At 68.7% G+C, this 20,993-nt stretch carries 20 protein-coding genes; 11 read left to right on the top strand and 9 right to left on the bottom strand.

Annotated elements, in window-relative coordinates; all coding sequences use genetic code 11:
- Positions 1-8: 8 nt before the first annotated feature.
- Positions 9-1,739 carry a TIGR03767 family metallophosphoesterase gene (locus ACLJRL_RS08455; RefSeq protein ID WP_410655513.1) on the bottom strand — a complete coding sequence of 577 codons (1,731 nt, stop codon included), beginning with the start codon at positions 1,737-1,739 and terminating at the stop codon, positions 9-11.
- 176 nt (positions 1,740-1,915) lie between these two features.
- On the opposite strand from ACLJRL_RS08455, the gene ACLJRL_RS08450 reads away from it, so the two are divergent.
- The gene (locus ACLJRL_RS08450) at positions 1,916-2,347 is read left to right on the top strand and encodes a hypothetical protein (protein WP_410655512.1); all 432 of its coding nucleotides are present in this window, start codon (positions 1,916-1,918) and stop codon (positions 2,345-2,347) included.
- Between the two features lie 26 nt (positions 2,348-2,373).
- Here the strand turns inward: ACLJRL_RS08450 and ACLJRL_RS08445 are convergent, their stop codons facing one another.
- Positions 2,374-3,636, bottom strand: coding sequence for an ABC transporter substrate-binding protein (locus ACLJRL_RS08445; RefSeq protein ID WP_410655511.1), 1,263 nt, complete (start codon positions 3,634-3,636; stop codon positions 2,374-2,376).
- A 101-nt stretch (positions 3,637-3,737) separates the two neighbouring features.
- Complete coding sequence (locus tag ACLJRL_RS08440; RefSeq protein WP_410655510.1) at positions 3,738-5,375, bottom strand: long-chain fatty acid--CoA ligase; 1,638 nt, start codon at positions 5,373-5,375, stop codon at positions 3,738-3,740.
- A gap of 451 nt (positions 5,376-5,826) precedes the next feature.
- Here ACLJRL_RS08440 and mihF point away from each other — a divergent pair, with 451 nt between their 5' ends.
- Entirely contained in the window at positions 5,827-6,138 is a 312-nt protein-coding gene (gene mihF / locus ACLJRL_RS08435; RefSeq protein ID WP_005155963.1) for an integration host factor, actinobacterial type, read from the top strand.
- A gap of 107 nt (positions 6,139-6,245) precedes the next feature.
- Complete coding sequence (locus ACLJRL_RS08430; RefSeq protein ID WP_410655509.1) at positions 6,246-7,394, top strand: isochorismate synthase; 1,149 nt, start codon at positions 6,246-6,248, stop codon at positions 7,392-7,394.
- 75 nt (positions 7,395-7,469) lie between these two features.
- On the opposite strand, the gene ACLJRL_RS08425 is transcribed toward ACLJRL_RS08430, so the two are convergent.
- A complete protein-coding gene (locus ACLJRL_RS08425) occupies positions 7,470-8,159 on the bottom strand; it encodes a 4'-phosphopantetheinyl transferase family protein (protein ID WP_410655508.1) in 690 nt (229 codons plus the stop codon).
- Positions 8,156-9,508 (bottom strand): cation:dicarboxylate symporter family transporter, encoded by a 1,353-nt coding sequence (locus ACLJRL_RS08420; protein WP_410655507.1) that lies wholly within the window; start codon positions 9,506-9,508, stop codon positions 8,156-8,158. Before ACLJRL_RS08420 ends, ACLJRL_RS08425 begins: the two co-directional genes overlap by 4 nt.
- 125 nt (positions 9,509-9,633) lie before the next feature.
- On the opposite strand from ACLJRL_RS08420, the gene ACLJRL_RS08415 reads away from it, so the two are divergent.
- Positions 9,634-10,803 carry an acyl-CoA dehydrogenase family protein gene (locus tag ACLJRL_RS08415; protein WP_410655506.1) on the top strand — a complete coding sequence of 390 codons (1,170 nt, stop codon included), beginning with the start codon at positions 9,634-9,636 and terminating at the stop codon, positions 10,801-10,803.
- A 90-nt stretch (positions 10,804-10,893) separates the two neighbouring features.
- On the opposite strand, the gene ACLJRL_RS08410 is transcribed toward ACLJRL_RS08415, so the two are convergent.
- The 4 genes from ACLJRL_RS08410 to ACLJRL_RS08395 are packed head-to-tail and all read right to left on the bottom strand — an operon-like array spanning position 10,894 to position 14,231.
- The gene (locus ACLJRL_RS08410) at positions 10,894-11,214 is read right to left on the bottom strand and encodes a hypothetical protein (RefSeq protein WP_410655505.1); all 321 of its coding nucleotides are present in this window, start codon (positions 11,212-11,214) and stop codon (positions 10,894-10,896) included.
- 58 nt (positions 11,215-11,272) lie between these two features.
- Positions 11,273-11,908 (bottom strand): TetR/AcrR family transcriptional regulator, encoded by a 636-nt coding sequence (locus tag ACLJRL_RS08405; RefSeq protein ID WP_410655504.1) that lies wholly within the window; start codon positions 11,906-11,908, stop codon positions 11,273-11,275.
- A 35-nt stretch (positions 11,909-11,943) separates the two neighbouring features.
- A complete protein-coding gene (locus ACLJRL_RS08400; protein WP_410655503.1) occupies positions 11,944-13,491 on the bottom strand; it encodes an ATP-dependent acyl-CoA ligase in 1,548 nt (515 codons plus the stop codon).
- Entirely contained in the window at positions 13,488-14,231 is a 744-nt protein-coding gene (locus ACLJRL_RS08395; protein ID WP_410655502.1) for an enoyl-CoA hydratase/isomerase family protein, read from the bottom strand. Before ACLJRL_RS08395 ends, ACLJRL_RS08400 begins: the two co-directional genes overlap by 4 nt.
- 47 nt (positions 14,232-14,278) lie before the next feature.
- On the opposite strand from ACLJRL_RS08395, the gene ACLJRL_RS08390 reads away from it, so the two are divergent.
- The 7 genes from ACLJRL_RS08390 (at position 14,279) to ACLJRL_RS08360 (ending at position 20,987) form a co-directional block, all read left to right on the top strand.
- Positions 14,279-15,868: an amidohydrolase gene (locus ACLJRL_RS08390; protein WP_410655501.1), complete on the top strand. Its 1,590-nt coding sequence runs from the start codon at positions 14,279-14,281 to the stop codon at positions 15,866-15,868.
- Between the two features lie 4 nt (positions 15,869-15,872).
- Entirely contained in the window at positions 15,873-16,322 is a 450-nt protein-coding gene (locus ACLJRL_RS08385; RefSeq protein WP_410655500.1) for a GNAT family N-acetyltransferase, read from the top strand.
- A 35-nt stretch (positions 16,323-16,357) separates the two neighbouring features.
- A complete protein-coding gene (locus tag ACLJRL_RS08380; RefSeq protein WP_410655499.1) occupies positions 16,358-17,044 on the top strand; it encodes a metal-dependent transcriptional regulator in 687 nt (228 codons plus the stop codon).
- A 192-nt stretch (positions 17,045-17,236) separates the two neighbouring features.
- The gene (locus ACLJRL_RS08375) at positions 17,237-17,623 is read left to right on the top strand and encodes a transcriptional regulator (RefSeq protein ID WP_410656151.1); all 387 of its coding nucleotides are present in this window, start codon (positions 17,237-17,239) and stop codon (positions 17,621-17,623) included.
- A 9-nt stretch (positions 17,624-17,632) separates the two neighbouring features.
- The gene (locus ACLJRL_RS08370; RefSeq protein WP_410655498.1) at positions 17,633-18,688 is read left to right on the top strand and encodes a zinc-binding dehydrogenase; all 1,056 of its coding nucleotides are present in this window, start codon (positions 17,633-17,635) and stop codon (positions 18,686-18,688) included.
- Between the two features lie 343 nt (positions 18,689-19,031).
- Entirely contained in the window at positions 19,032-19,658 is a 627-nt protein-coding gene (locus tag ACLJRL_RS08365) for an alpha-ketoglutarate-dependent dioxygenase AlkB family protein (RefSeq protein WP_410655497.1), read from the top strand.
- A gap of 129 nt (positions 19,659-19,787) precedes the next feature.
- Positions 19,788-20,987, top strand: coding sequence for a glycosyltransferase (locus ACLJRL_RS08360; RefSeq protein WP_410655496.1), 1,200 nt, complete (start codon positions 19,788-19,790; stop codon positions 20,985-20,987).
- Positions 20,988-20,993 lie beyond the last annotated feature (6 nt).

The raw sequence follows: 20,993 nt of genomic DNA, 5'->3' as shown, positions 1-20,993 counted from the left end.
CCGGAGCGTCAGGCGAGCGGGTTCGGGAGCAGGAGTTCGGTGTTCTGGTCCTGAGCCGTCCCGACGGCGCTCAGTGAGGCGTGGATGTCGTTGTAAGAGAACTCCCGGTACAGCGACGCAAGCGCTTGCGGTGAGGTGTCCGAGTACGCCGCCTCGTACGGCGCTTCGGCCTCGATCAGCGTCGTGAACAGCGACAACGTGCCGTCGGCGTTGTCGGCGACCTCGATGATCCGCGCGTGCTGCGGGAAGTCGATGTGCGACGCGGTGTTGATCTCCCAGAAGCCCTGCTGCGCCGTCTTTCCCGGGTGCGGGGTGATCTTGTTGTGGTGCGTGTGCCCGTTGACCCACGCCAGCACGTTCGGGAACCGGTTCAGCAGCGAAACGAACGTGTTCCCGGTCAGCCGCGGCTCCAGCGGGTGCCGCGCGTCCGGCAGCACGTTGCCCATCGTGTCGCTGGTGTGGTGGCTGAACAGGATGAACAGCTCGTCCGTCACGTTCTGCTTGATCTTGCGCCCGAAGAAGTCGTAGTACGTCGAGCTGCTCCGCTTGAGCGTGTTCTCCACCCAGGTGAACTGCCCGAGCCCGATCGACCCGTCCGCCAGCCCGGCCATCGTCGTGGTGTCGAGGCTGATGCCGAGCACGCCCGGCGCGATGCGGAAGGTGTAGTAAACGTTCCGCCCGTCGGCGTTGTTGCCGCTGAACCCGTGCCCCTCCGGGCCGGGGCCGGTGTTGGCCGCGTCGAGGTGGTGCTGGACGAACTCCGCGGTGCTGAACGGCCGCCGTCGCTCGTCCGGGGTGATCTCGCGGATCGTGCCCGAACCGCCGAACAGCTCCGTGATCGGCACGCCCGAGCCGGCGTTGATCGCCTTGGCGATCTTCCTCGACGTCGTCTCGTCCTTGCCGATCACCTTGAACCGGCCGGTGTACCAGGCGTCCATCCCGGGCAGGTCCGGCAGCGAGCCGACGATGCTGTCGTCGTGGTTGCCGAACGTGCAGAACCACGGGACGTCGAGCCCCGGCGAGGTGAACGTGCTCGACGCGGCGCCGAGCAGGCCGGGCAGCTGCGGGAAGCCCTTCTTCGTGTAGTCGTCGTCGAGCGTCTTGCCGGGGTTCCAGTAGTGGGCCGACCCGGACGTCTGGACGCCTTCGTGCTGGTCCGGATCGCCCGACGTCGGGTTCACCGTGCCGCCGTTGAGCACCTTGAGGAACCACTCGAGCTCGATCAGCTCGTGGTTGTCGGTGTTGTCGCCGGTGGTCACCATGAAGTCGATCGGCCGCCCGGTGAACGGGCCGGACCGCACGCTGTTCACCCGCTCCACGAGCGCCGACGTCGCGACCGGCCCCAGCGTCTCCTGCGGACGGTGCGCCGAACCGATGAACGGGTGCAGGTACTCGAACCGCGCCGGGCTTTCGGCGTCGGTGAAGTGCAGGTCGGTGAACTGCGCGAACGAGGCCATCGCGCGGCGCCGGTCGTCGCGGCCGGACTTCGGCGCGGCGAGGTCGCCCCGCACCACCAGCGGCCAGCCCGGGCCGGCGGTCAGGCGCGTGTAACCCGGCCCGCTCGACAGCGGCGCCGCGGCGGAGTCCAGCGTGGTCCCCACGGTGCGGACCGCGCGGCTCGTGGTGAGTGCCAGCGCCCGATCGAGCGCGTTGGCGGTCGGCGTGCACAGCAGCAGTCCGACGCCGGCGGCGCCTGCCGCGGTGAAGGTTCGCCTGGAGACCATGGAGCCGTCGGACATGGCGGTGTCCCCTAGTCGTCGCGGGGTGGGTGTCGCGGAAGGACGATGCCGGACGAGGTTAGCCGTGGGGTGAACACCACAAAAGGGCAATGCGAAAAATTGTCACGTTCGGCCGAATGCGAAGGGACTGTCGGAGGCCGTGGTTAGTCTGGGCGCCGGAACGAGGAGGTGACGGCATGGGAGCTTCGGCTTGGTCGGTTCGTGGCCGGTTCGAGGGTGATCCGGACGGGGCGCTGGCGGCGTTGAAGGCCCGGGTCTTCGCCGAAAGCGACTACCTGTGGCAGGACGACGAAACCGGACCGCCGGACACGCTCGAAGAGCTCCAGGAGACGGAGACCTTCCGGGAGGGCGGGACGCATTCGGTGCTCGACGTCCACTACTTCGTCGGGGCCACGGGTGAGGACGACTTCGGCACGATCCGGCCGCTGTCCGACGCCGAACTCGCCGCCGGTTTCGGCACCGAGGAACCGTCCGTCGCCGCTTTCGACGAGCTCGCCAAGGAGAACAGGCTGCCCCAGGAGGTGCCCCGCTGGAGCGCGCGTTGTGCGCTGCTCTATGACGGTGACACCGCCGTGGAGCTGGCGATCTGGGGCATCTCCGGCGACTGAGCGCCCTTAGAGGACTAAACGCGGTGTCAGAGGCCGAGGCGACCCAGTTCGGCCTTGACGGCTTCGGCGGCCTTCTTGGTCTCGGCGACCGGGTCGGCGCCGTCGCGCGCGATCCGGCCCAGCGCGTCGACGAGCGTGGTGTTCGCGGCCGGCGTCCACAGTGGACCGGCGGCGTGGCCGTGCTCCTTGACCAGGCGGGCGGCGTCGGCCGCCGGAGCGAACCTGTCGAGCACGCTCAGCCGTGCGGGCAGGTGGAAGCCGAACTTCGTGGCGAACTCCTGCTGGAAATCGGTGCGTTCCAGCCACAGCCATTTCACGAAGTCCTTGGCAGCGCCGGGATTCAGGCTTTTCGTATGCACCATCGAACACAGTCCGCTGACCGGGACCGAGAGTGCGCCGGCGGCATCGAGCCGAGGGAAGGCCAGGATGCCGAAGTCGTCCTTCATCGTTTCTTGGATCTTCGGCAGGTTCCCCAGCCAGGTCCACTGCATCGCGGTGAGCCCGTCGATGAACGGGATCGGGTCTGCCCAGTCCGATGACCCGCCCAGCAGCAGCGAACCGTTCAGGTCACGCAGTTTCGCGAACGCGGTGGCGGCACGCGGATCCTCGAAGCCGACTGTCTTCCCGTCTTTGACGTAGTCGAGTCCCGCGGACCACAACAGCGGTCCGGCCAGCGCGGCCGCCCCGCCGTCGTTGCCGGCGAAGAGACCTTTGACGCCGTCCTTGCTGAGTTTGTGTGCCGCGTCGACGAGTTCGTCGAGCGTCTGCGGTGGCTGTACGCCGGCTTCCTGTAGGAAACTCTTGCGGTAGAAGAGAACCTGGGTGTCGAGCGCCTGCGGGATGCCGTAGATCTTGCCGTCGACGGTGTGCGCGGCGAGTACGGCCGCGCTGAAGTCGCCTTTCACCGGTGCGAGGACGTCGTCGAGCGGGACCAGGAGGTTCTGCCGGACACGGTCGACGGTGACCTGGCCTTCGAAGACGTCCGGGACCGGGCCCGCCTGGAGCGCGGCGCCGAGTTTCGCGTCGTAGTCGTCGGGGTTCCACTGCACCGCGACCTTGGCCTTCGGGTACGCGGCCGCGTACCGCGTGACGGCTTCTTGGACGCCGGCTTCGGGATACGGGTGGTACCACTGCTGAAGGTCCACCGGTTTCGGTTTCGGCCGGGTCGCCGCGGCGGAAAAAGCCGTCGAGGGTGGCGGCTTTCCTGATTGGACGGTGCTGGACCCGCACGCGGAGAGCACCGTCGTCCCCGCCAGCGCCAGGAACGCGCGCCTGCTTGTCTTACGCACCAGCGAAACCCTTCCCTCAACGCCGTGAAGGCCACCTTGAGGGACTCAGAGTCCCTCAAGGTGGCCTTCACGGAACGGCAGGCGCGCGGGAGATTAACCCGTTAGAGCTGACTGATGTCGAGCTTGCCTTCGGCGTGGAACGCCCGCAGCCGCTTCTTGTCGAACTTGCCGACACTGGTCTTGGGGACTTCGTCCACAAAGGTCCAATTCTCCGGCAGCTGCCACTTCGCGACCTTGTCGGCCAGGAATTCGCGCAGTTCCTCGGCCGTCACCTTCTGGCCTTCCCTGACCACGACGGCGACCAGCGGGCGCTCGTCCCACTTCTCGTCGGGGATGCCGACCACGGCCGCCTCGGCCACCGCGGGGTGCGCCATCACCTGGTTCTCCAGGTCCACCGACGAGATCCACTCGCCGCCGGATTTGATGACGTCCTTCGCGCGGTCGGTCAGCGTGAGATAGCCGTCCGGGCTGATCTTGCCGACGTCGCCGGTGCGCAGCCAGCCGTCGTGGAACTTCTCCGGGTCGGGCTCGTCACCGGTCGTGCCGCTGTAGTACGACGCCGCGATCCACGGCCCCTGCACTTCGAGCTCGCCGACGCTTTCGTTGTCCCACGGCAGTTCCTCGCCACTGTCGCCGATCAGCCGGGCGCTGACCGACGCGGGGAAGCGGCCTTGGGTGTAGCGGTATTCCCAGGCCTTCTCGCCGGTCGCGTCGGCGGGCGGGCGGGCGACACTGCCCAGCGGCGACGTCTCGGTCATACCCCAGGCGTGCAGGATCGGCACGTTGTAGCGGTCTTCGAAGGCGTGCATCAGCGCCGGCGGCGCGGCCGATCCGCCGACCACGACCTCGCGCAGGTGCGAGATGTCCTGCGGGTTCGCGTCGAGGTGCGAGAGCAGGCCCTGCCAGATCGTCGGCACGGCGCCGGCGAAGGTCGGCTTCTCGACGTCGAGCATCTGCGCGATGGGGGCGGGCTGGAGGAAGCGGTCCGGCATCAGTAGCGAGGCACCGACCATGAGCGCCGCGTACGGCATGCCCCAGGCCATCGCGTGGAACATCGGGACGATGGCGAGCGCCTTGTCGTGCTGGGCCAGCCGCATGCTGTCGGTCATGGTGACCTGCATCGAGTGCAGCCAGATCGAGCGGTGCGAGTACGCGACGCCCTTCGGGTCACCCGTGGTGCCGGAGGTGTAACACATCGCGGCGGCGGAGCGCTCGTCCACCTCGGGCCAGTCGAAGGTGTCGGGCTGGCCGGCCAGCAGCGCGTCGTAGGAGTGCACCTGGACGCCGTCCGGTGCCGGGAGCGTGGAGGCGTCACCGTTGGCCACGATGACGTGACGGACGGTTTTCAGCTCGGGGAGCTGCTTGGCCAGCAGCGGGACCAGCGTGCCGTCGACGATGACGACCTGGTCTTCGGCGTGGTTGGCGACGAAGACGAGCTGTTCGGGGAACAGCCGGATGTTCAGCGTGTGCAGCACGGCGCCCATCGCCGGGATGGCCAGGTAAGCGGCCATGTGCTCGGCGTTGTTCCACATGAACGTGCCGACCCGCTGGTCACCGGTGATGCCGAGGCTCCGCAGCGCGTTGGCCAGCCGGGCGGCGTGCTTGCCGAGTTCGCCGTAGCTCTCGCGACGGGCTTCTGAACCGGTCCAGGTGATGACTTCGCTCTCGGAGTGCACCTTGGTGCCGTGGCGGAGCAGCCTGCCCAGTGACAGCTGTCCGTCCTGCATCGTGCTCAACATCGTGTACTCCCGTGGTGCTCGTTCTCCGGTGAACTGGGGTTGGGCCGACTCTAATCCGGGTCGGGTGAACTGGTCAGTAACCTCGCAGGCAACCGTTCGGTCACAGTGTCGCGCTAACGGGTGTTCGCCGGTTCGGGTCAAGATCATCAATAATTCGTCTTTTTCCTGCCATCAAACGAAAAATGGCTAACAGTGTGAAGTGGCGGTATCGCTCATAAGGGTGATGAACGCCATTGAATCGCCGCCCGAATGGCGTGTTTCCGCAGGCGGGGGCGGGTTGCCCAGGTCGTGGTCGAGGGGTAATAAGTGCGTGTCGGTTTCACGGCTCGGGAACGGGTGGCGTTTACTGGGGCCGTGGTACAGAGACGGCTGGCCAGCGCTTGCGGCTGCAAGCACCGGTTAATGGCCGTCGGCCGCGAAAGCGGAGACCTGAGATGAAAGGACTACTACGTTGGCTCTGCCCACGTTGACTCCGGAGCAGCGCGCCGATGCCCTCGCCAAGGCGGCTGAGGCACGCAAGGCGCGCTCCGAGCTGCTTGCGTCGATCAAGTCCGGCAAGGAGAGCATCGACAAGGTGCTCAAGCAGGCCAAAGAGAACAAGACCATCGGTAAGACGAAGGTCACGCAGCTGCTGAAGGCCGTCCCCGGTCTGGGCGCGGTCAAGGTCGCCGCCCTGCTGGAGCAGGCCGGCATCGATCCCGACCGGCGCGCCGCCGGCCTGGGTGAGCGGCAGCGCGAGGCCCTCCTCGAGGCGCTGAAGTAGCGCTTTCGCCCAGGTCAAGGGCTGTCCGAGGGAAGGTGTTGCCTGAGAGGCTGTTGCCCGGGCAACACTTTCCCCTGGTCTCAGCCGAAGCCTGGGACGCTGGTGAGGTGACGACCAGTACCGCACCGGCGACCCCGGCAGACCTGGCCGCCCGCTACGAGCGGGGCGACTTCCTCCTGGCCACGGCGCGGCACGCGCTCCTCGCAAGCGGGGCCGCGGCGACCGTGACCGAAACCGATCCGGCGCGGCTGTCCCAGGTCCTGCCTGGGCTGTTCGCCGCCTCGGGTGCGCCGATCGCGGTCGGCGTGCTGCCCTTCGACACCAGCGAGGGCACGCGTACGCCGGGCCATCTGGTCCTGCCTCGCGCGATCCATCGTGCCTCGACCGGCCACGCGGCCGTCCCGTCGCGGACCGCTCTTCCGCAGCCGGTGAAGGTCACTTCCGTGCCCGAACCGGAGGCGCATCTGGCCGCCGTCCGCGCGGCCGTCGCCGCGCTGAGCGACCGGGACCTGCGCAAGGTCGTCCTGGCCCGCGCGCTCGACCTCGACTTCGACGAGGCCGTCTCCGCCGCGAACGTGGTCCGGAACCTCGCGAACGGGAACCCGCGCCACTACACCTACGCCGCGCAGCTGCCCGACGGGCGCACGCTGGTCGGCGCCACTCCCGAACTCCTGCTGTCCCGCTCCGGCGGCTCGGTCGTCTCCCGGCCGCATGCCGGGTCGATGCCCCGGTCGGCAGACCCGGCGATCGACAAGGCGAACGGTGAGGCCCTTCTGGCGTCCGAAAAGGACCACGTCGAGCACGCCGTGGTGGTGGAGTCCGTCGTCGAGATCCTGCGGCCGTTCTGCCGCACCCTCGACGTCCAGGGCCCCGAGCTGGTCTCGACCCCGGCGATCTGGCACCTCTCGACGACCATCACCGGCGAACTGGCCGACCCGGACGTCACCGCGCTGGACCTCGCCGTCGCGCTGCACCCGACGCCCGCCGTCTGCGGCACCCCGACCGACGCGGCCCGCGTGCTGGTGCGGGAACTCGAACCGTTCGACCGCGCCTACTACGCGGGCGCCGTCGGCTGGGTCGACTCGGCCGGTGACGGCGAGTGGGCCGTCGGCATCCGGTGCGCGGAGATCGCCGACACCTCCATGCGGCTGTACGCCGGTGGCGGCATCGTGCCCGCTTCGGACCCGCAGACGGAGCTCGACGAGACGTCGGCGAAGTTCCGCACCCTGCTCGCCGCCATGGGCCTGGAGATCTAACACCCCCGCGTTTCGTCCTCTAGTTGCGGTACTTGCGCGTGCAACTACCGCAACCAGAGGACGAAACGCGGGTCGTCAGAGGGTCGCGAAGGTTTCGGTCACGGAGATTTCGTCGGCCGTCAGCAGTGCGACAGCGGCCCGGTAGCCCTCAACGGCCTTGAGGTCCACGAGGCGCGTCCGCGCCGGGTCGAGAGCCGCGTCGCCCGACGAGACCAGCCGGGCCTCCTCGTCGTGGCCTGAGAACGTGATGCTCTGCAGCGGGATCTTCAGGCCCTTCCCTGTCGCCTTCATGACGGCTTCCTTGCGCGTCCAGTACGTGAAGAACGCCGCCGTCCGCTGCTCGGCGAGCAGACCGGACACCGCCTCCCGCTCGACCGGGCTCAGCGCGTACTCGATGAGCGAGTCGTCGGCGCGCCTCGTGTCGGTCTCGACGTCGAGCCCGACCGGCGTGCCCGCGGTGGCCGCGACGCCGATGAGCTCGCCGGAATGCGAGATCGACAGCATCAGCGCCGCACCGGGCACCCGCGGCCGTCCGTGTGGTTTGCCGCAGTCTTCGCAGGTCGCGTCGAAGGCGACGTCCTCGACGGCCATGCCGAGCCGTCCGGCGGCGACCGTCTTCGCCAGCACACGGCCGGTCAGGAACCGGCGTTTGTCGATGTCCTGGCGATAGCCCGCGTACCGGCCCTGTTCGACGTCGTCGAGCAAGGCCAGGAACCGGGGTTCAGCGGGCAGGGGCGGGGACCAGTGGACCGCACATTCGATCACGTCTCCTTCTTACCCGATTCGGCATGGGACTCACTGGAATGGTCGGCGTGGTCGTCGAGCAGGGTCGACTCGTCGAACGGTGATTCGCCGGACAGCGTCCGGTCCAGCTGGTCGCGGTCGATCTCCTTGGTCCAGGTGCCGATCAGCACGGTCGCGACGGCGTTGCCCGCGAAGTTCGTGAGCGCGCGGGCCTCGGACATGAACCGGTCGATGCCGACGATGAAACCGACGCCGTCCACCAGCTCCGGCCGGTGCGAGGACAGGCCGCCGGCCAGCGTCGCCAGCCCGGCGCCGGTCACGCCCGCCGCGCCCTTCGACGCGATGATCATGAACACCAGCAAGGAGATCTGCTCGCCGATGGTGAGCGGTTTGTCCAGCGCGTCGGCGATGAAGATCGACGCCATGGTCAGGTAGATCGCGGTGCCGTCCAGGTTGAACGAGTAGCCGGTCGGCACGGTGATGCCCACGACCGGTTTCGACACCCCGGCGTGCTCCATCTTCGCGATCAGCCGCGGCAGCGCCGATTCCGACGACGACGTCGAAAGGATCAGCAGGAACTCGCGGCCGAGGTACTTCAGCAGCTTGAAGATGTTGACCCGGGCGAGCACGCCGATGAGCAGCCCGAGCACCACGAACACGAACAGCCCGCAGGTGATGTAGAAGCCGAGCATGATCACCGCGAGGCTCTGCAGCGCCTTCCAGCCGGTCTCGCCGACGACGGCGGCGATCGCGCCGAACGCGCCGATCGGAGCGGCCCACATGATCATCGCGAGGATCCGGAACACGAGCCGCTGGATGTGCTCGATGCCGCGGCGGATCGGCTCGCCCTTCGTACCCAGTTTCTGCAGCGCGAACCCGGCGAGCAGCGCGACCAGCAGGGTCTGCAGCACCTGGCCCTCGGTGAAGGCCGAAACCAGCGTCTTCGGGATGATGCCGAGCAGGAAGTCGACCGTGCCCTCGCTCTTGGCGATCTGGTCCTGGCCCTTTTCGGCGATCTCCGGTGTCAGGTGCAGGCCCTCGCCGGGCTGAAGCAGGTTGCCGACGACCAGGCCGATGACCAGCGCGACCGTCGACATCACCAGGAAGTAGCCGAGCGCGAGCCCGCCGACACGGCCGACTTTCGCCGCCTTCGCCACCGAGCCGACGCCGAGCACGATCGTGCAGAAGATGATCGGGGAGATCATCATCTTGATCAGGTTCACGAAGCCGGTGCCGAGCGGCTTCAGCTCCTTGCCGAGGGTGGGAAAGAGGATGCCGACCGCGATGCCGAGCGCTACCGCGGCGATCACGGCCAAGTAGAGGTAGTGGGTCCGGTCCCGCTTCTTCGCGGGTACGTCGGCGATGCTCATGGGTGCCCTTCGCGAGATGCGGTTCGGTTGCGAAAACTTATGACAGTTCCTCGGCGTACGACAACCGAAGCGGTACGCTCAGGTAAGCGAGCGCTTAGTCACTGTCGAACAGGAGCGGGCTGACCATGGATTTCACTCTGAGCGTCGAGGAACGCGAGGTGCGCGACTGGGTCCGCACGTTCGTCCAGCGCGAGCTGATGCCGCGTGAGCAGGAGGTGCTGCGCCGCGAACGCGCCGGGCAGCCCGGGATCACTGCCGAGGAACTGCGCGAGCTGCAGCTCAAGGCCAAGGAATCCGGATTCTGGGGTGTGCAGACGCCCGAGGAGTACGGCGGCATGGGCCTGTCCGCGGTGATGACCGCGTTGCTGGAAGCCGAACTCGGCCGCACGTTCGTGCCGTTCCGCTTCGGCGGCGCCGCGGACAACATCCTCTACTACGCCAACGACGAGCAGAAGGAGCGCTACCTGCTCCCGACGATCTCGGGCGAGCGCAAGTCGTGCTTCGCGATCACCGAACCCGGTGCGGGCTCGGACGCCAAGGCCATCCGGACCACCGCCCGCAAGGACGGCACCGACTGGATCATCAACGGCGAGAAGACCTTCATCACCGGTGGCAACGAAGCCGACTTCGTGATGGTCTTCGCGATCACCGACCCGGAGAAGGGCGCCAACGGCGGCGTCACCTGCTTCCTCGTCGACCGTGACGCGGGCTGGAAGTCCGAGTACATCGACACCATGGGCGAATGGGGCCCGGCGGCGCTGGTCTTCGAGGACGTCCGCGTGCCCGAGACGCAGATCCTCGGCGAACTCGGCCACGGTTTCGATCTGGCCATGCAGTGGATCGGCGCCGGCCGTTACCTGCTGCCCGCCCGCGCGATCGGTTCGTGCGAGCGGCTGATCTCGATGGCCATCGAGCACGCCAACACGCGGGAGACGTTCGGGCAGAAGATCGCCGAGCGCCAGGCTATCCAGTGGATGATCGCGGACTCCGGCACCGAACTGGAGGCGCTGCGCTGGCTGGTGCTGCACGCCGCCTGGCAGGTCGACCAGAAGATGGATTCGCGGCACGCGCAGTCGATGGCGAAGCTCTACGGCGGTGTGAAGGCGAACGAGATCGTCGACCGCGTCCTGCAGATCCACGGCGGAATGGGCTACACGCGGGAACTGCCGGTCGAGCGGTGGTACCGCGAGCTGCGGCTGCTGCGGATCTACGAAGGCACCGACGAGATCCAGCGCCGGACCATCGCGCGCAACCTGCTGAAGGGGCACGTCAAGGTCGGCGGCACTCTCGGATAACCCGCGCTGACGGGCCCGACACATGCCATGAACGGGTCGTTCCTTGCAAATTTCGCAAGGAACGACCCGTTCATGGCCTTGCCTGAGTCGCTACGTCTGCTTCTTCATCGCGAGCGGGACCCCGGCCAGGTCCTCTTCGTTGCAGAGCAGCTTCACGTCGTAGTACGGCGAACCCTTGCGGTCGTCGTAGTCGAGATGGATCGCCAGCACGTCGACCGGTTCACCGAGCCACTCCTGAGCCTGACGTAGCCACGTGGCGCACCGTTCGAGGGCCGCGGGCAGGTCATCGTCGCGAAACTCCACTGGTCGATACGGGACGTCCTGCACTTGATCACGGGGGTTCGTGGGCACCGGCAACGCCGGTGAGAGACCCGAGTCGTCCAGTTCGAGTTGGATCGTTTGCTCAGTCACTCTTCGAGCGTCCCCCAGACAAGCCGTCTGAGCAAGGCGTACAGACCTAAAGTCGCCGCTAAACGGGCACTCGCCACACTCTCGAGACCACTTCACGGCAGTTTTGCAAGCCTGTGACGTCCAGGTGACGGGGACAGTTCAGGGCCCGCAGGGCCAGTTCCGCGTAATGCGAGGCCAGCTGGTCCAGGGTGAGCGGTCCGAGCGGTGAATACCAGCGGGCGACCCCGCTGCACATCTCCACCAGTGCGAGCCGCGTCACGGACGGTTGATCGGTGTGGAAGACGCCGGCTGCCACACCGTCTTCGAGGGCGTCCGCCCAAAGCCGTTCGTAGGCGTCGCGCAGCCCGACGACGCCCGCCTTGGCCTCGGGGGTGAGCGCGTGGACCTCGTTGTCCACCACGCGGGTGTCGTCCGGCTGGATGGCGTGGGCGAGGACATGCAGTGCCACCAGCGATCCGAGCCGGGACACGGGATCGGTGAGCCCGGCGGTCGCCTGCTCCGCCGCGTCGAGCAGCCGTCGCAGCGATTCGTTCATGATGGCCACCAGAAGGTCCTCTTTGGTGCCCATGTAGTGGTACAGGCTGGCCGACGAAAGGTCCGCCTCCTGGGCCAGATCCCGGATGCCGGTGCCGTGGAAACCCTTGGCGGCGAACAGTTTCACCGCTGCCTGGCGAACGCGTTCGCGTGTGCTCACGGCTCGAGGTTCTTTTTCCCGCCGAGAGCCCATGTTCAGAGCCATGTGTCGGTGGTCCTGTCCCAGGATCCGGCGCGGAGGTCTTCCGCCTTCTTCAGTTCGCCCTTGGCGACCCGTTCGGACGGCGTCATCGGAAGCTCGCCCGGGAACGCCCAGAACCGGGGGATCTTGAAGTAGGCCAGTTTCGCCGAGCAGAACTCCGCCAGTTCGGCCGGTTCGCTCTGGTGGCCCTCGTTTTCGTCGAGGACGATGTACGCCTTGACCTCTTCGCCGCGGATCTCGTCGGGCACCGCGATGACGGCGGCCAGCTTGACCGCCGGATGCAGCTGCAGCGCCCGCTCGACCTCGTCGGCGGAGATGTTCTCGCCGCTGCGCCGGATCATGTCCTTGGTGCGGCCCACGTAGTAGACGCGGCCCTCGTCGTCCATTGTGGCCAGATCGCCGGTGTGGAACCAGCCGCCGGTGAACGCGCGCGCGGTGGCCTCGGCGTCGTCGTGGTAGCCGTGCATGAGCCCGACCCCGCGGATCAGCAGTTCGCCGGTCTCGCCGCGCGGCAGGGGTTTCCCGTCCGCGTCGCCGATCAGCACCTCGCGCGTGGGCGTGGGCCTGCCGAGACAGCCGGTGCCGACCGTCTCCTCGTGGTCGGCGGGGTACATCCGGATGTCGCTGCCGGTTTCGGTCATCCCGAAGGCTTCGTACCAGGGCGCGCCCCAGCGGGCTTCGAGTGCGGCGTGCAGGTCGCGCGGGATGGCCGACGCGCAGATCGACCGGACCTGGTGTGCCTTGTCCAGTCCGTTTTCGGGCTGGCGCAGCAGAAGCATGGGCATGAGGCCGAGGCAGTAGAACCAGGTGACGCCGTGCTCGCGGACCTTCTCCCAGAACGTGGTGGGATGGAAACGGTCGAGCACCACGAGTGTCGCGCCGCCCGCGAGTCCCAAGGCGACATTCCACTGTGGATCGATGTAGTGGAACGGTTGCGCGGTCAGGATGATGTCTTCTTCGCCGACCGAAGGGGATTCCGTGACCAGGCTGATCGCCAGCGTCGTCCAGTACCTGTTCGGCAGCACGCAGCCCTTGGGCGCGCCGGTGGTACCGGAGGTGTACTGGATGTTGACCGGGCGCTCGCCGACGGTCGAGAACGACGTTTCGCCGGTTTGCACGTCGCCGAGTTCGGCTGGTGTGAGCACGCGTTCGAGCGAGGTCTCTGGGGCGATCTTGTTCAGCAGTCCGGTGAACTCCTCGGCCGCGATGGCGAACCGGGCGCCGGAATGGCGCAGGACGTGGGCGCCGTCGAACTCGCGGTACCCGGTGTTGACCGGGACGAGTACCGCGCCGATCTTGGCCAGCGCCAGCCACAGCAACGGGAATTCGGGCTGGTTGCGCAGCATCACCGCGACCCGGTCGCCCGGCGTGACACCCAGCCCGCTGAGCGCGCGGGCGAACTCGGTGCTGCGCTTGTCGACGTCGGCGAAGGTGAAACGCTCGCCGGTGGCGTCGAAGATCCACGCCGTCTTGTCCGGCCACTGGGCGGCGGCGCGGGTGGTCAGCCCGACGAGGGTGTCGATCCCGGCCAGGGAGGTCATGTCCGGCTCCGGAACGCCTCGGCGGAGGCGAGGACGGCGGCGGAGTGCTCGGTGATCAGCGCGTGACTGACTTCGAGTTCGAGCGCGGCGTCCAGCGAGCTGTCGATGCCGGAGTCGAGGGCGCGTTTGGCCATCGTGGCCGCGGCGGCCGGGTGGGCGGCGATCCGGGTCGCCCAGTCGAGCGCGGTGTCCATCAGGTCGTCCGCTCCGACGACGGCGTTGACGAGGCCGAGTTCGTGCGCCTTGGCGCCGCTCACGCGTTCGCCGAGCAGGAGCAGTTCCTTGGCCTTCAGCGGGCCGACCAGCAGCGGCAGCAGCCTCGACGCCGCACCCGTGACGCTCAGGCCCAAGGAGACCTCGGGGAAGGCGAACACCGCGTTGTCCGCGGCGAGGATCAGATCGCAGCCCATGGCGAACTCGGCGCCCGCGCCGATCGCGTAGCCGTGGACGGCGGCGATGACGGGCTGGCGGAGCCCGCGAAGACGGCGTGTGACGTCCTGTAGCCGGTCGAGCCGCGGGCGGGAATCACCCTCTGGGGTGGGCTCCTTCAGATCGTGCCCGGCACAGAACGCGCGCCCCCGGCCGGCGAGCACGACCGCTCGCGCGTCCGAGTGTGCGGCCGCGTCGAGTGCCTCCAGCAGGTCGTCGACCAGTTCGGTGACCACCGCGTTCAGGCGTTCGGGGCGGTTCAGCCAGATCACGCAGATGCCGTCGTCGAGTGCGTAGTCCACGGTGCTCATACCGCCGAGCCTAGACGACCGATCGATCGATCGATAGGGTCGAATCCATGCGGGTCGACACGGTTTACGAGAACGCCCGGATTCTCACCGGCGTGGCGGAATCCGAAGCTTTGGCGGTGCTGAACGGGCGGATTGTGGCTATCGGAGCCGACGCGGCTGGGCTTTCCGCACGGCGACGCGTCGATCTCGGTGGTGCCGTCGTCGTGCCCGGGTTCCACGACGCGCACAATCACATGGCGTGGTTCGGGATGGCGCTCGACGACGTCCCGTTGTCGGACTGCCGCAGCGTGGACGAGGTCTACGACGCCGTCGCGCGGCGGGCGGCCGGGCTGGAGCCGGGCAGCTGGATCATCGGCAGCGGCTACGACCAGAACAAGCTCGTGGGCGGGCATCCGACGCGGCAGGGGCTCGATCGCGCCGCGCCGGGACTCCTGGTCCGGCTCAAGCACACGTCCGGGCATATGACCGTGGTCAACTCGGCGGTCCTGGAGCAGCTGGACCTGGCGAACGTGCCGGTGGGCGGGGACATCGTCCGCGACGCCGACGGCTCGCCGACCGGTCTGCTGCGGGAGCAGGCCCAGCTGATGCTGCGGCCGCTGACCTATCCGACGCCGCTGGAGACCGTCGTGCGCGGGCTTGACAGGGCTAGCGAGCGCTACCTCTCCGAGGGGATCACGAGCGTCCAGGAGGCCGGGATCGGCGGCGGTCTCGTGGGGGAGACCCCCGCCGAACTGGCCGCCTACCAGCTGGCGCGCGACCGCGGGGTGCTGCGGGTGCGGAGCACGGTGATGGTCGCGGCGAGCGTGTTGCATGATCTTGACTCGGGTGCGGGCTTTGGTCTCGACCTGGGGATGCGCACCGGGTTCGGTGACGAATGGCTGCGGCTCGGCGCGATGAAACTGTTCGCCGACGGGTCGCTGATCGGGCGGACCTGCGCGATGCACGAGCCGTTCGCCGGGGAGCCGGACAACGTCGGCTACTTCCAGGTGCCCGAGGACGAGATCGCGGGGACGATCGCCGCCGCACACCGGGCGGGCTGGCAGATCGCGACCCACGCCATCGGCGACCGTGCGATCACCGTGGTGCTCGACGCCTACGAAGCCGCGCTGAAGGCCGATCCGCGGCCCGATCACCGGCACCGCATCGAGCACTGCGCGGTGCTGAGGCCCGAGGAATTGAAGCGGCTGGCCTCGCTGGGGCTGATCGCGTCGCCGCAAGGCCGGTTCGTCAACGAGATCGGCGACGGCATGCGAGCCGCGCTCGGCCCGGAACGCGAACCGTGGTGCTACCGGCTCAAGAGCCTGCTCGACGCGGGATGCGTGCTCCCGGCCAGTTCGGACCGCCCGGTCGTCGACGGCGCGCCGCTGCTCGCGCTCGCCGACATGGTGCGGCGCAAGACGTCGTCGGGCGTCGTCCTCGGTCCCGAGGAGCGGATCACGCCCGCGGAAGCCTTACGTGCATACACATACGGCTCGGCGTATGCCGCCTTCGCCGAGAAGGACCTGGGCACGTTGCTGCCCGGAAAGCTGGCGGACTTCGCCGTGCTCTCGGCCGACCCGACCGACGAGTCCACTTTGGACTCGATCCACGTCGTCGCCACCGCCGTCGGCGGCGACATCGTCTACGAACGGAGCTGACCAGATGCCGGTGCGGGACGCCGTCGCGGACGACATCGAGGAGATCTGCGCGCTCATCGAGGAGCACGCGGTCTACGAGGACAAGCACGACCTGAAGCTCGACCGCCAGGAAATGGCCGGATTCCTCTTCGGGCCGCAGCCGAAGGCGTGGGTGCTCATCGCCACCTCGCCGGACGAACCGGACAAGGTCGCGGGCTTCGCCTTCTGCAGCTGGAACTTCTCCACCTGGGAAGCCCGGCCCGGGATCTGGCTCGACGATCTTTTCGTCCGCCCGGAACACCGGCGCTTCGGCCTCGGGCGGGAGTTGCTGAACGAGCTGAGCGCCCGCACGCCCGGCCGGGTCGAATGGGATATGCAGGAGGGCAACGCGAAGGGTGAGGCGTTCTACGCCCAGCTCGGCGCCGACCCCGTCCCCGGCTGGATCCGCTACCGCTGGCGGCCCCATGCTGGGTGAGCCGCCGATGAGCGGTACGCCGTAAACTCGACCCCATGGGTGAAGGGGCAAACCGCAGGTCGTCGTCCGTAGAGGACTACGTCCGGGTGATCTACGGGCTGGTCGAACGCGGGGAGGCCGTCACCAACACCTCGCTGGCCGGGCGGCTGGAGGTCAGCCCCTCCTCGGCATCCGGCATGGTCACCAAGTTGTCCCAGCTCGGGCTGGTCGCGCACGTCCCGTATCGCGGGATCGAGCTCACCGCCGAGGGCAGGCTGCTCGCCCGCTCCGTGCTCCGCCGTCACCGGCTGATCGAGACCTACCTGGTGTCCGAGCTCGGCTACACCTGGGACGAGGTGCACGCCGAGGCCGACGCGCTGGAGCACGCGGTGTCGGACAGGCTCGTCGAGCGGATCGCCGCGAAGCTCGGCAACCCGGTGCGCGACCCGCACGGCGACCCCATCCCGGCCCCCGACGGCAGCGTCGAGGAGATGTCGACGCGCATCCTCGACGACCTCCCGCCCGGCGCGGTCGGCGAGATCGTCCGGGTGTGGGACACCGATCCGGATCTCCTGCGCTACCTCACCGAGCACGCGATCGCGCTCGGCGAGCGGATCGAGGTCGTCGAGCGCCAGCCGTTCGGCGGTCCGATGGTGGTCAAGGTCGGCTCGCCGCCGGACGCGGCGACGCACGCCATCGGCAAGGAGATCGCGCAGGCACTGTCCGTCGCCTTGCGCGGCTAGACAATGTCCCAGTCCACTGTGGACCGATTTCGGTCGGGACTCGCGGTGGGAATTTTCCCTACGTCCCTGCATAATTCGGTCACCGGTATGTCACCCACATGCCGAACGGATAGGTGATCTAAGGCCCTTCCGATCATGTGTTCTCGCGCCTAGGCTGCGCTATTCCGGGTGGCTAGCGACCTTGCGAAGGCGATGACAATGACCGGTCAGCGGACACACACCATCGACCGGGGGATGGCGGACGGGCGGGAACTCAGGCGGCTGCTCGAGACGGGGCCGTTCGCGGACGCCCTCCGAGCCGCGATCAGGGCGCGGGGCCTCGGCCTCGACCGGATCCGCTACCGGCTGCGAGGCCGGGGCTGCTCGGTCAGCCTCGCGACACTGAGCCATTGGCAGTCCGGGCGCTGCCGTCCCGAACGGCCGGAATCCCTGCTGGTGCTCAAGAATCTCGAGGAGGTCCTCGGGGTGCCGTCGGAGTCCCTGTCGCGGCTTTTGGGGCCACCGCGTGGCCGCGCGGCCCGGTGTACGGTGCCCGGCGAGGGCCTGGTGATGCAGCGAGGCCGGGACACGGGGACTTAAGGAGCGTCGGTGCGGGCAGTCGTCTTCGAGGAGTTCGGGGTACTGCCCGAGATACGCGAGGTCCCGGATCCGGTCGCGGCACCCGGTGGGGTGGTCATCGCCCTCGACGCGACCGGGGTGTGCCGCAGCGACTGGCACTCCTGGCAGGGGCACGACTCCTCCGTCAAGCTGCCGCACGTCGCCGGGCACGAACTCGCCGGCCGGATCGCTTCCCTGGGCGACGGGGTCCGCGGCTGGTCGATCGGGGACCGGGTCACCGTCCCGTTCGTCTGCGCGTGCGGCACCTGCGCCCAGTGCGCCGCCGGTGACCAGCAGATCTGCGACCGCGAATTCCAGCCGGGCGCGACCCACTGGGGCTCGTTCGCCGAGTTCGTCGCCATCGAGCACGCCGAAACCAATCTCGTCGCCCTGCCGGACTCGCTGTCCGCGGCCGAGGCCGCCGCGCTGGGCTGCCGGTTCGGGACCGCGTTCCGCGCGGTGCTGCGCCAAGGCGGCGTGCGGCCCGGCCAGTGGGTCGCGGTCTACGGCTGCGGCGGGGTCGGCATCTCGGCCGTCCTGCTGGCCGTCGCGGCCGGGGCCTCGGTCGTCGCCGTCGACCTGTCTCCGCAGGCCAGGGCACTCGCGGAGCGGATGGGCGCGGCGGTGAGCGTGGACGCGGGCGCTTTCGAAGGCCATGAAGCCGTCGCCGCGCACGTACGCGAACTGACCGGCGGCGGCGCCCACGTCTCCCTCGACTGCCTCGGCTCGCCGTCGACCTGCGCGGCCTCGATCGGCAGCCTCCGCAAACGCGGACGGCACGTCCAGGCCGGGCTGATGCCGCCGGCGCAGGGCCTCGCGCCGATCCCGATGCACCGGGTGATCGGCGGCGAACTGGAGATCGTCGGCATCCACGGCCTCCAGGCCCACGAGTACCCCGAGATGCTGCGTGTGGTGGAGACGGCCGGGATCGACCTCGCCGCGATGATCGGCAAGCGGGTCGGGCTCGACGACGTCCCCGCCGTGCTGGCGGAGATGAACGACCCGGTGCCCGCGCGGGCAGGCGTGACCGTGGTCGAGTTCCCCTGAACCAGAGCTGGGCCGTGAAGGACTCCTTGAGGGACTCAGAGTCCCTCAAGGAGTCCTTCACGGACGTTGAGCGCCACGCGAAACGCGATCGCGGCGGTGATTCCCCGTGACCGGTCGTACGCGCTGCGGTCAACCGGCCGATCGGAGTAGGCCGGAAGATGGCTTATCGTCGCTCTTTGTGGCAGCGTCGCCGGTGTGACACTCAAGGACGCCCCGTCTCAAGAGCGTCGGGGCGGACGGCTCCGCCGCCTGTTGGCGTGGTTCGTCGCGTCCGATGTCATGGTGCGGGGCCACCGGATCATCGGCGCCCGCCCCCGCCGGTGACGTCTGGCAGACTCGGCTCGTGGATGCGCTGATCCTGCGGCCGCGGACCGAAATCGCGCCCGGTGCGGTGCACGTTCCCGACTGGCTCGATTTCGACGCGCAGCGGCGCCTGGTCGAGACCTGCCGCGGCTGGCGTGGTTACCGGCAGACCCGGCTGCCGAACGGCGGCGTGATGTCCGTGCGCACCGTGTGTCTCGGCTGGCATTGGCTTCCGTACCGGTATTCCCGCACGACCGACGACGGCTCCCCGGTGCTGGACTTCCCGTCCTGGCTCGGCGATCTCGGACGGCGCGGCGTCGCGGACGCGTACGGGACCCAGACGGATTACGAGCCCGACATCGCGCTGGTGAACTTCTACGACGCGGCCGCGAAAATGGGGATGCACCAGGACAAGGACGAGGCGAGCCTCGACCCCGTCGTGTCGCTGAGCCTCGGCGACGCCTGTGTCTTCCGGTTCGGCAACACGGAGAACCGCGGGCGGCCCTATACCGACGTCGATCTGCGGTCGGGAGACCTGTTCGTGTTCGGCGGGGAGTCCAGGCTGGCTTTCCACGGGGTTCCGCGCACGCTGCCGGGCACCGCTGATCCGGAGCTGGGATTGACCGGGCGGCTGAACATCACCTTGCGGGTTTCAGGCCTCGAATGAGAGTGGAAGAAGGCGTGACCACTCCTTCCATTATCAACTTATAGCGCACCCCGGGGCTTGCGGCAAGCCCCCTGTCATGCCGCAGAATCACCGGCCGAAGCCGGAACCTGCGGAAATAGGAGTTTCTGAGTGCGTGTGCTGTTGTCGACGTATGGGTCGCGTGGGGACGTCGAACCGATCATGGGGCTCGCGGTGCGATTGAGGGAGCTCGGGGCCGAGGTGCGGGTGTGCGCGCCGCCCGACTTCGCGGAACTGCTGGCCGGGATCGGGGTGCCGATGGTGCCGGTCGGGCCGTCGGCGAGCGCGCTGACGACCGCGGCTCGGCCGGCGGCTTCCCTGTCCGAGCGCGCGGCCGCCCTGATCGCCGACCAGTTCGAGGCGGTCACCAAGGCCGCCGAGGGCTGCGACGCGATGGTGGTGACCGGCATGATCCCCGCCGCGGCGGGTGCGCTGTCGGTGGCCGAAAAGCTGGGCATCAAGGCGGTGTCGGTGACCTTCCAGCAGATCACGCTGCCGTCGCCGCACCACGCGCCGCTGGCGTATCACGGCAAGCCGTTCCCGCCGGAGGTGACCGGCAACCGGGCGCTGTGGGATCTGGACGCGCAGAGCATCGAGGAGCTGTTCGGGGCGGCGCTCAACACGAGCCGGGTGGCGAACGGCCTTTCACCGGTGGAAGGCGTCCGCGATTACGTCATCGGCGGCCTGCCGTGGCTGGCGACGGATCCGGTCCTGGACCCGTGGCTGGAGCCGTCGTACTTCGACGTCGTCCAGACCGGCGCGTGGACCATGCCGGACGAACGACCGCTGCCCGCCGGCCTGACGGCGTTCCTGGACGACGGCCCGCCGCCGGTCTACGTGGGCTTCGGCAGCATGCCGATGCGCGCCGCGTCCGACGTCGCCCAGGTGGCCATCGAGGTGGTCCGCGCGCGGGGCCGCCGCATCGTCCTGGGCCGGGGCTGGGCCGACCTCGCCCTGATCGACGACAAGGACGATTGCTTCGTCGTCGGCGAGGTCAACCAGTTCGCGCTGTTCTCGCGGACGGCCGCCGTGGTGCATCACGGCGGCGCGGGCACGACGCTGACGGCCACCCGATCAGGTGCGCCGCAGGTGGTCGTCCCGCAGGCGACGGACCAGCCGTACTGGGCGGGCCGGGTGGCCGAGCTGGGGATCGGCGTGGCGCACGACGGTCCGGTGCCGACCACCGAATCCCTGTCCGCCGCGCTCGGGACGGCGCTGGCCGCCGAGACCGGCGAGCGGGCGCGTGCCGTGGCGGGCACGATCCGAACCGATGGCGCGACAGTGGCCGCCAAGCTGCTGCTCGACTTGTGAGGGGGC

The sequence above is a fragment of the Amycolatopsis sp. lyj-112 genome (assembly GCF_046549055.1).
In the GTDB taxonomy this organism is placed as follows: Bacteria; Actinomycetota; Actinomycetes; order Mycobacteriales; family Pseudonocardiaceae; genus Amycolatopsis.
The sequence above is the reverse complement of the archived record's forward strand: the minus strand, read 5'-3'. Positions and strand labels throughout refer to the sequence as shown.

Coding starts and splice junctions, on each gene's coding strand:
- ACLJRL_RS08455 (WP_410655513.1), bottom strand. CDS start 1,739: ATGTCCGACGGCTCCATGGTCTCCAGGCGAACCTTCACCGCGGCAGGC.
- ACLJRL_RS08450 (WP_410655512.1), top strand. CDS start 1,916: ATGGGAGCTTCGGCTTGGTCGGTTCGTGGCCGGTTCGAGGGTGATCCG.
- ACLJRL_RS08440 (WP_410655510.1), bottom strand. CDS start 5,375: ATGTTGAGCACGATGCAGGACGGACAGCTGTCACTGGGCAGGCTGCTC.
- ACLJRL_RS08420 (WP_410655507.1), bottom strand. CDS start 9,508: ATGAGCATCGCCGACGTACCCGCGAAGAAGCGGGACCGGACCCACTAC.
- ACLJRL_RS08415 (WP_410655506.1), top strand. CDS start 9,634: ATGGATTTCACTCTGAGCGTCGAGGAACGCGAGGTGCGCGACTGGGTC.
- ACLJRL_RS08400 (WP_410655503.1), bottom strand. CDS start 13,491: ATGACCTCCCTGGCCGGGATCGACACCCTCGTCGGGCTGACCACCCGC.
- ACLJRL_RS08395 (WP_410655502.1), bottom strand. CDS start 14,231: ATGAGCACCGTGGACTACGCACTCGACGACGGCATCTGCGTGATCTGG.
- ACLJRL_RS08390 (WP_410655501.1), top strand. CDS start 14,279: ATGCGGGTCGACACGGTTTACGAGAACGCCCGGATTCTCACCGGCGTG.
- ACLJRL_RS08385 (WP_410655500.1), top strand. CDS start 15,873: ATGCCGGTGCGGGACGCCGTCGCGGACGACATCGAGGAGATCTGCGCG.
- ACLJRL_RS08380 (WP_410655499.1), top strand. CDS start 16,358: ATGGGTGAAGGGGCAAACCGCAGGTCGTCGTCCGTAGAGGACTACGTC.
- ACLJRL_RS08375 (WP_410656151.1), top strand. CDS start 17,237: ATGACAATGACCGGTCAGCGGACACACACCATCGACCGGGGGATGGCG.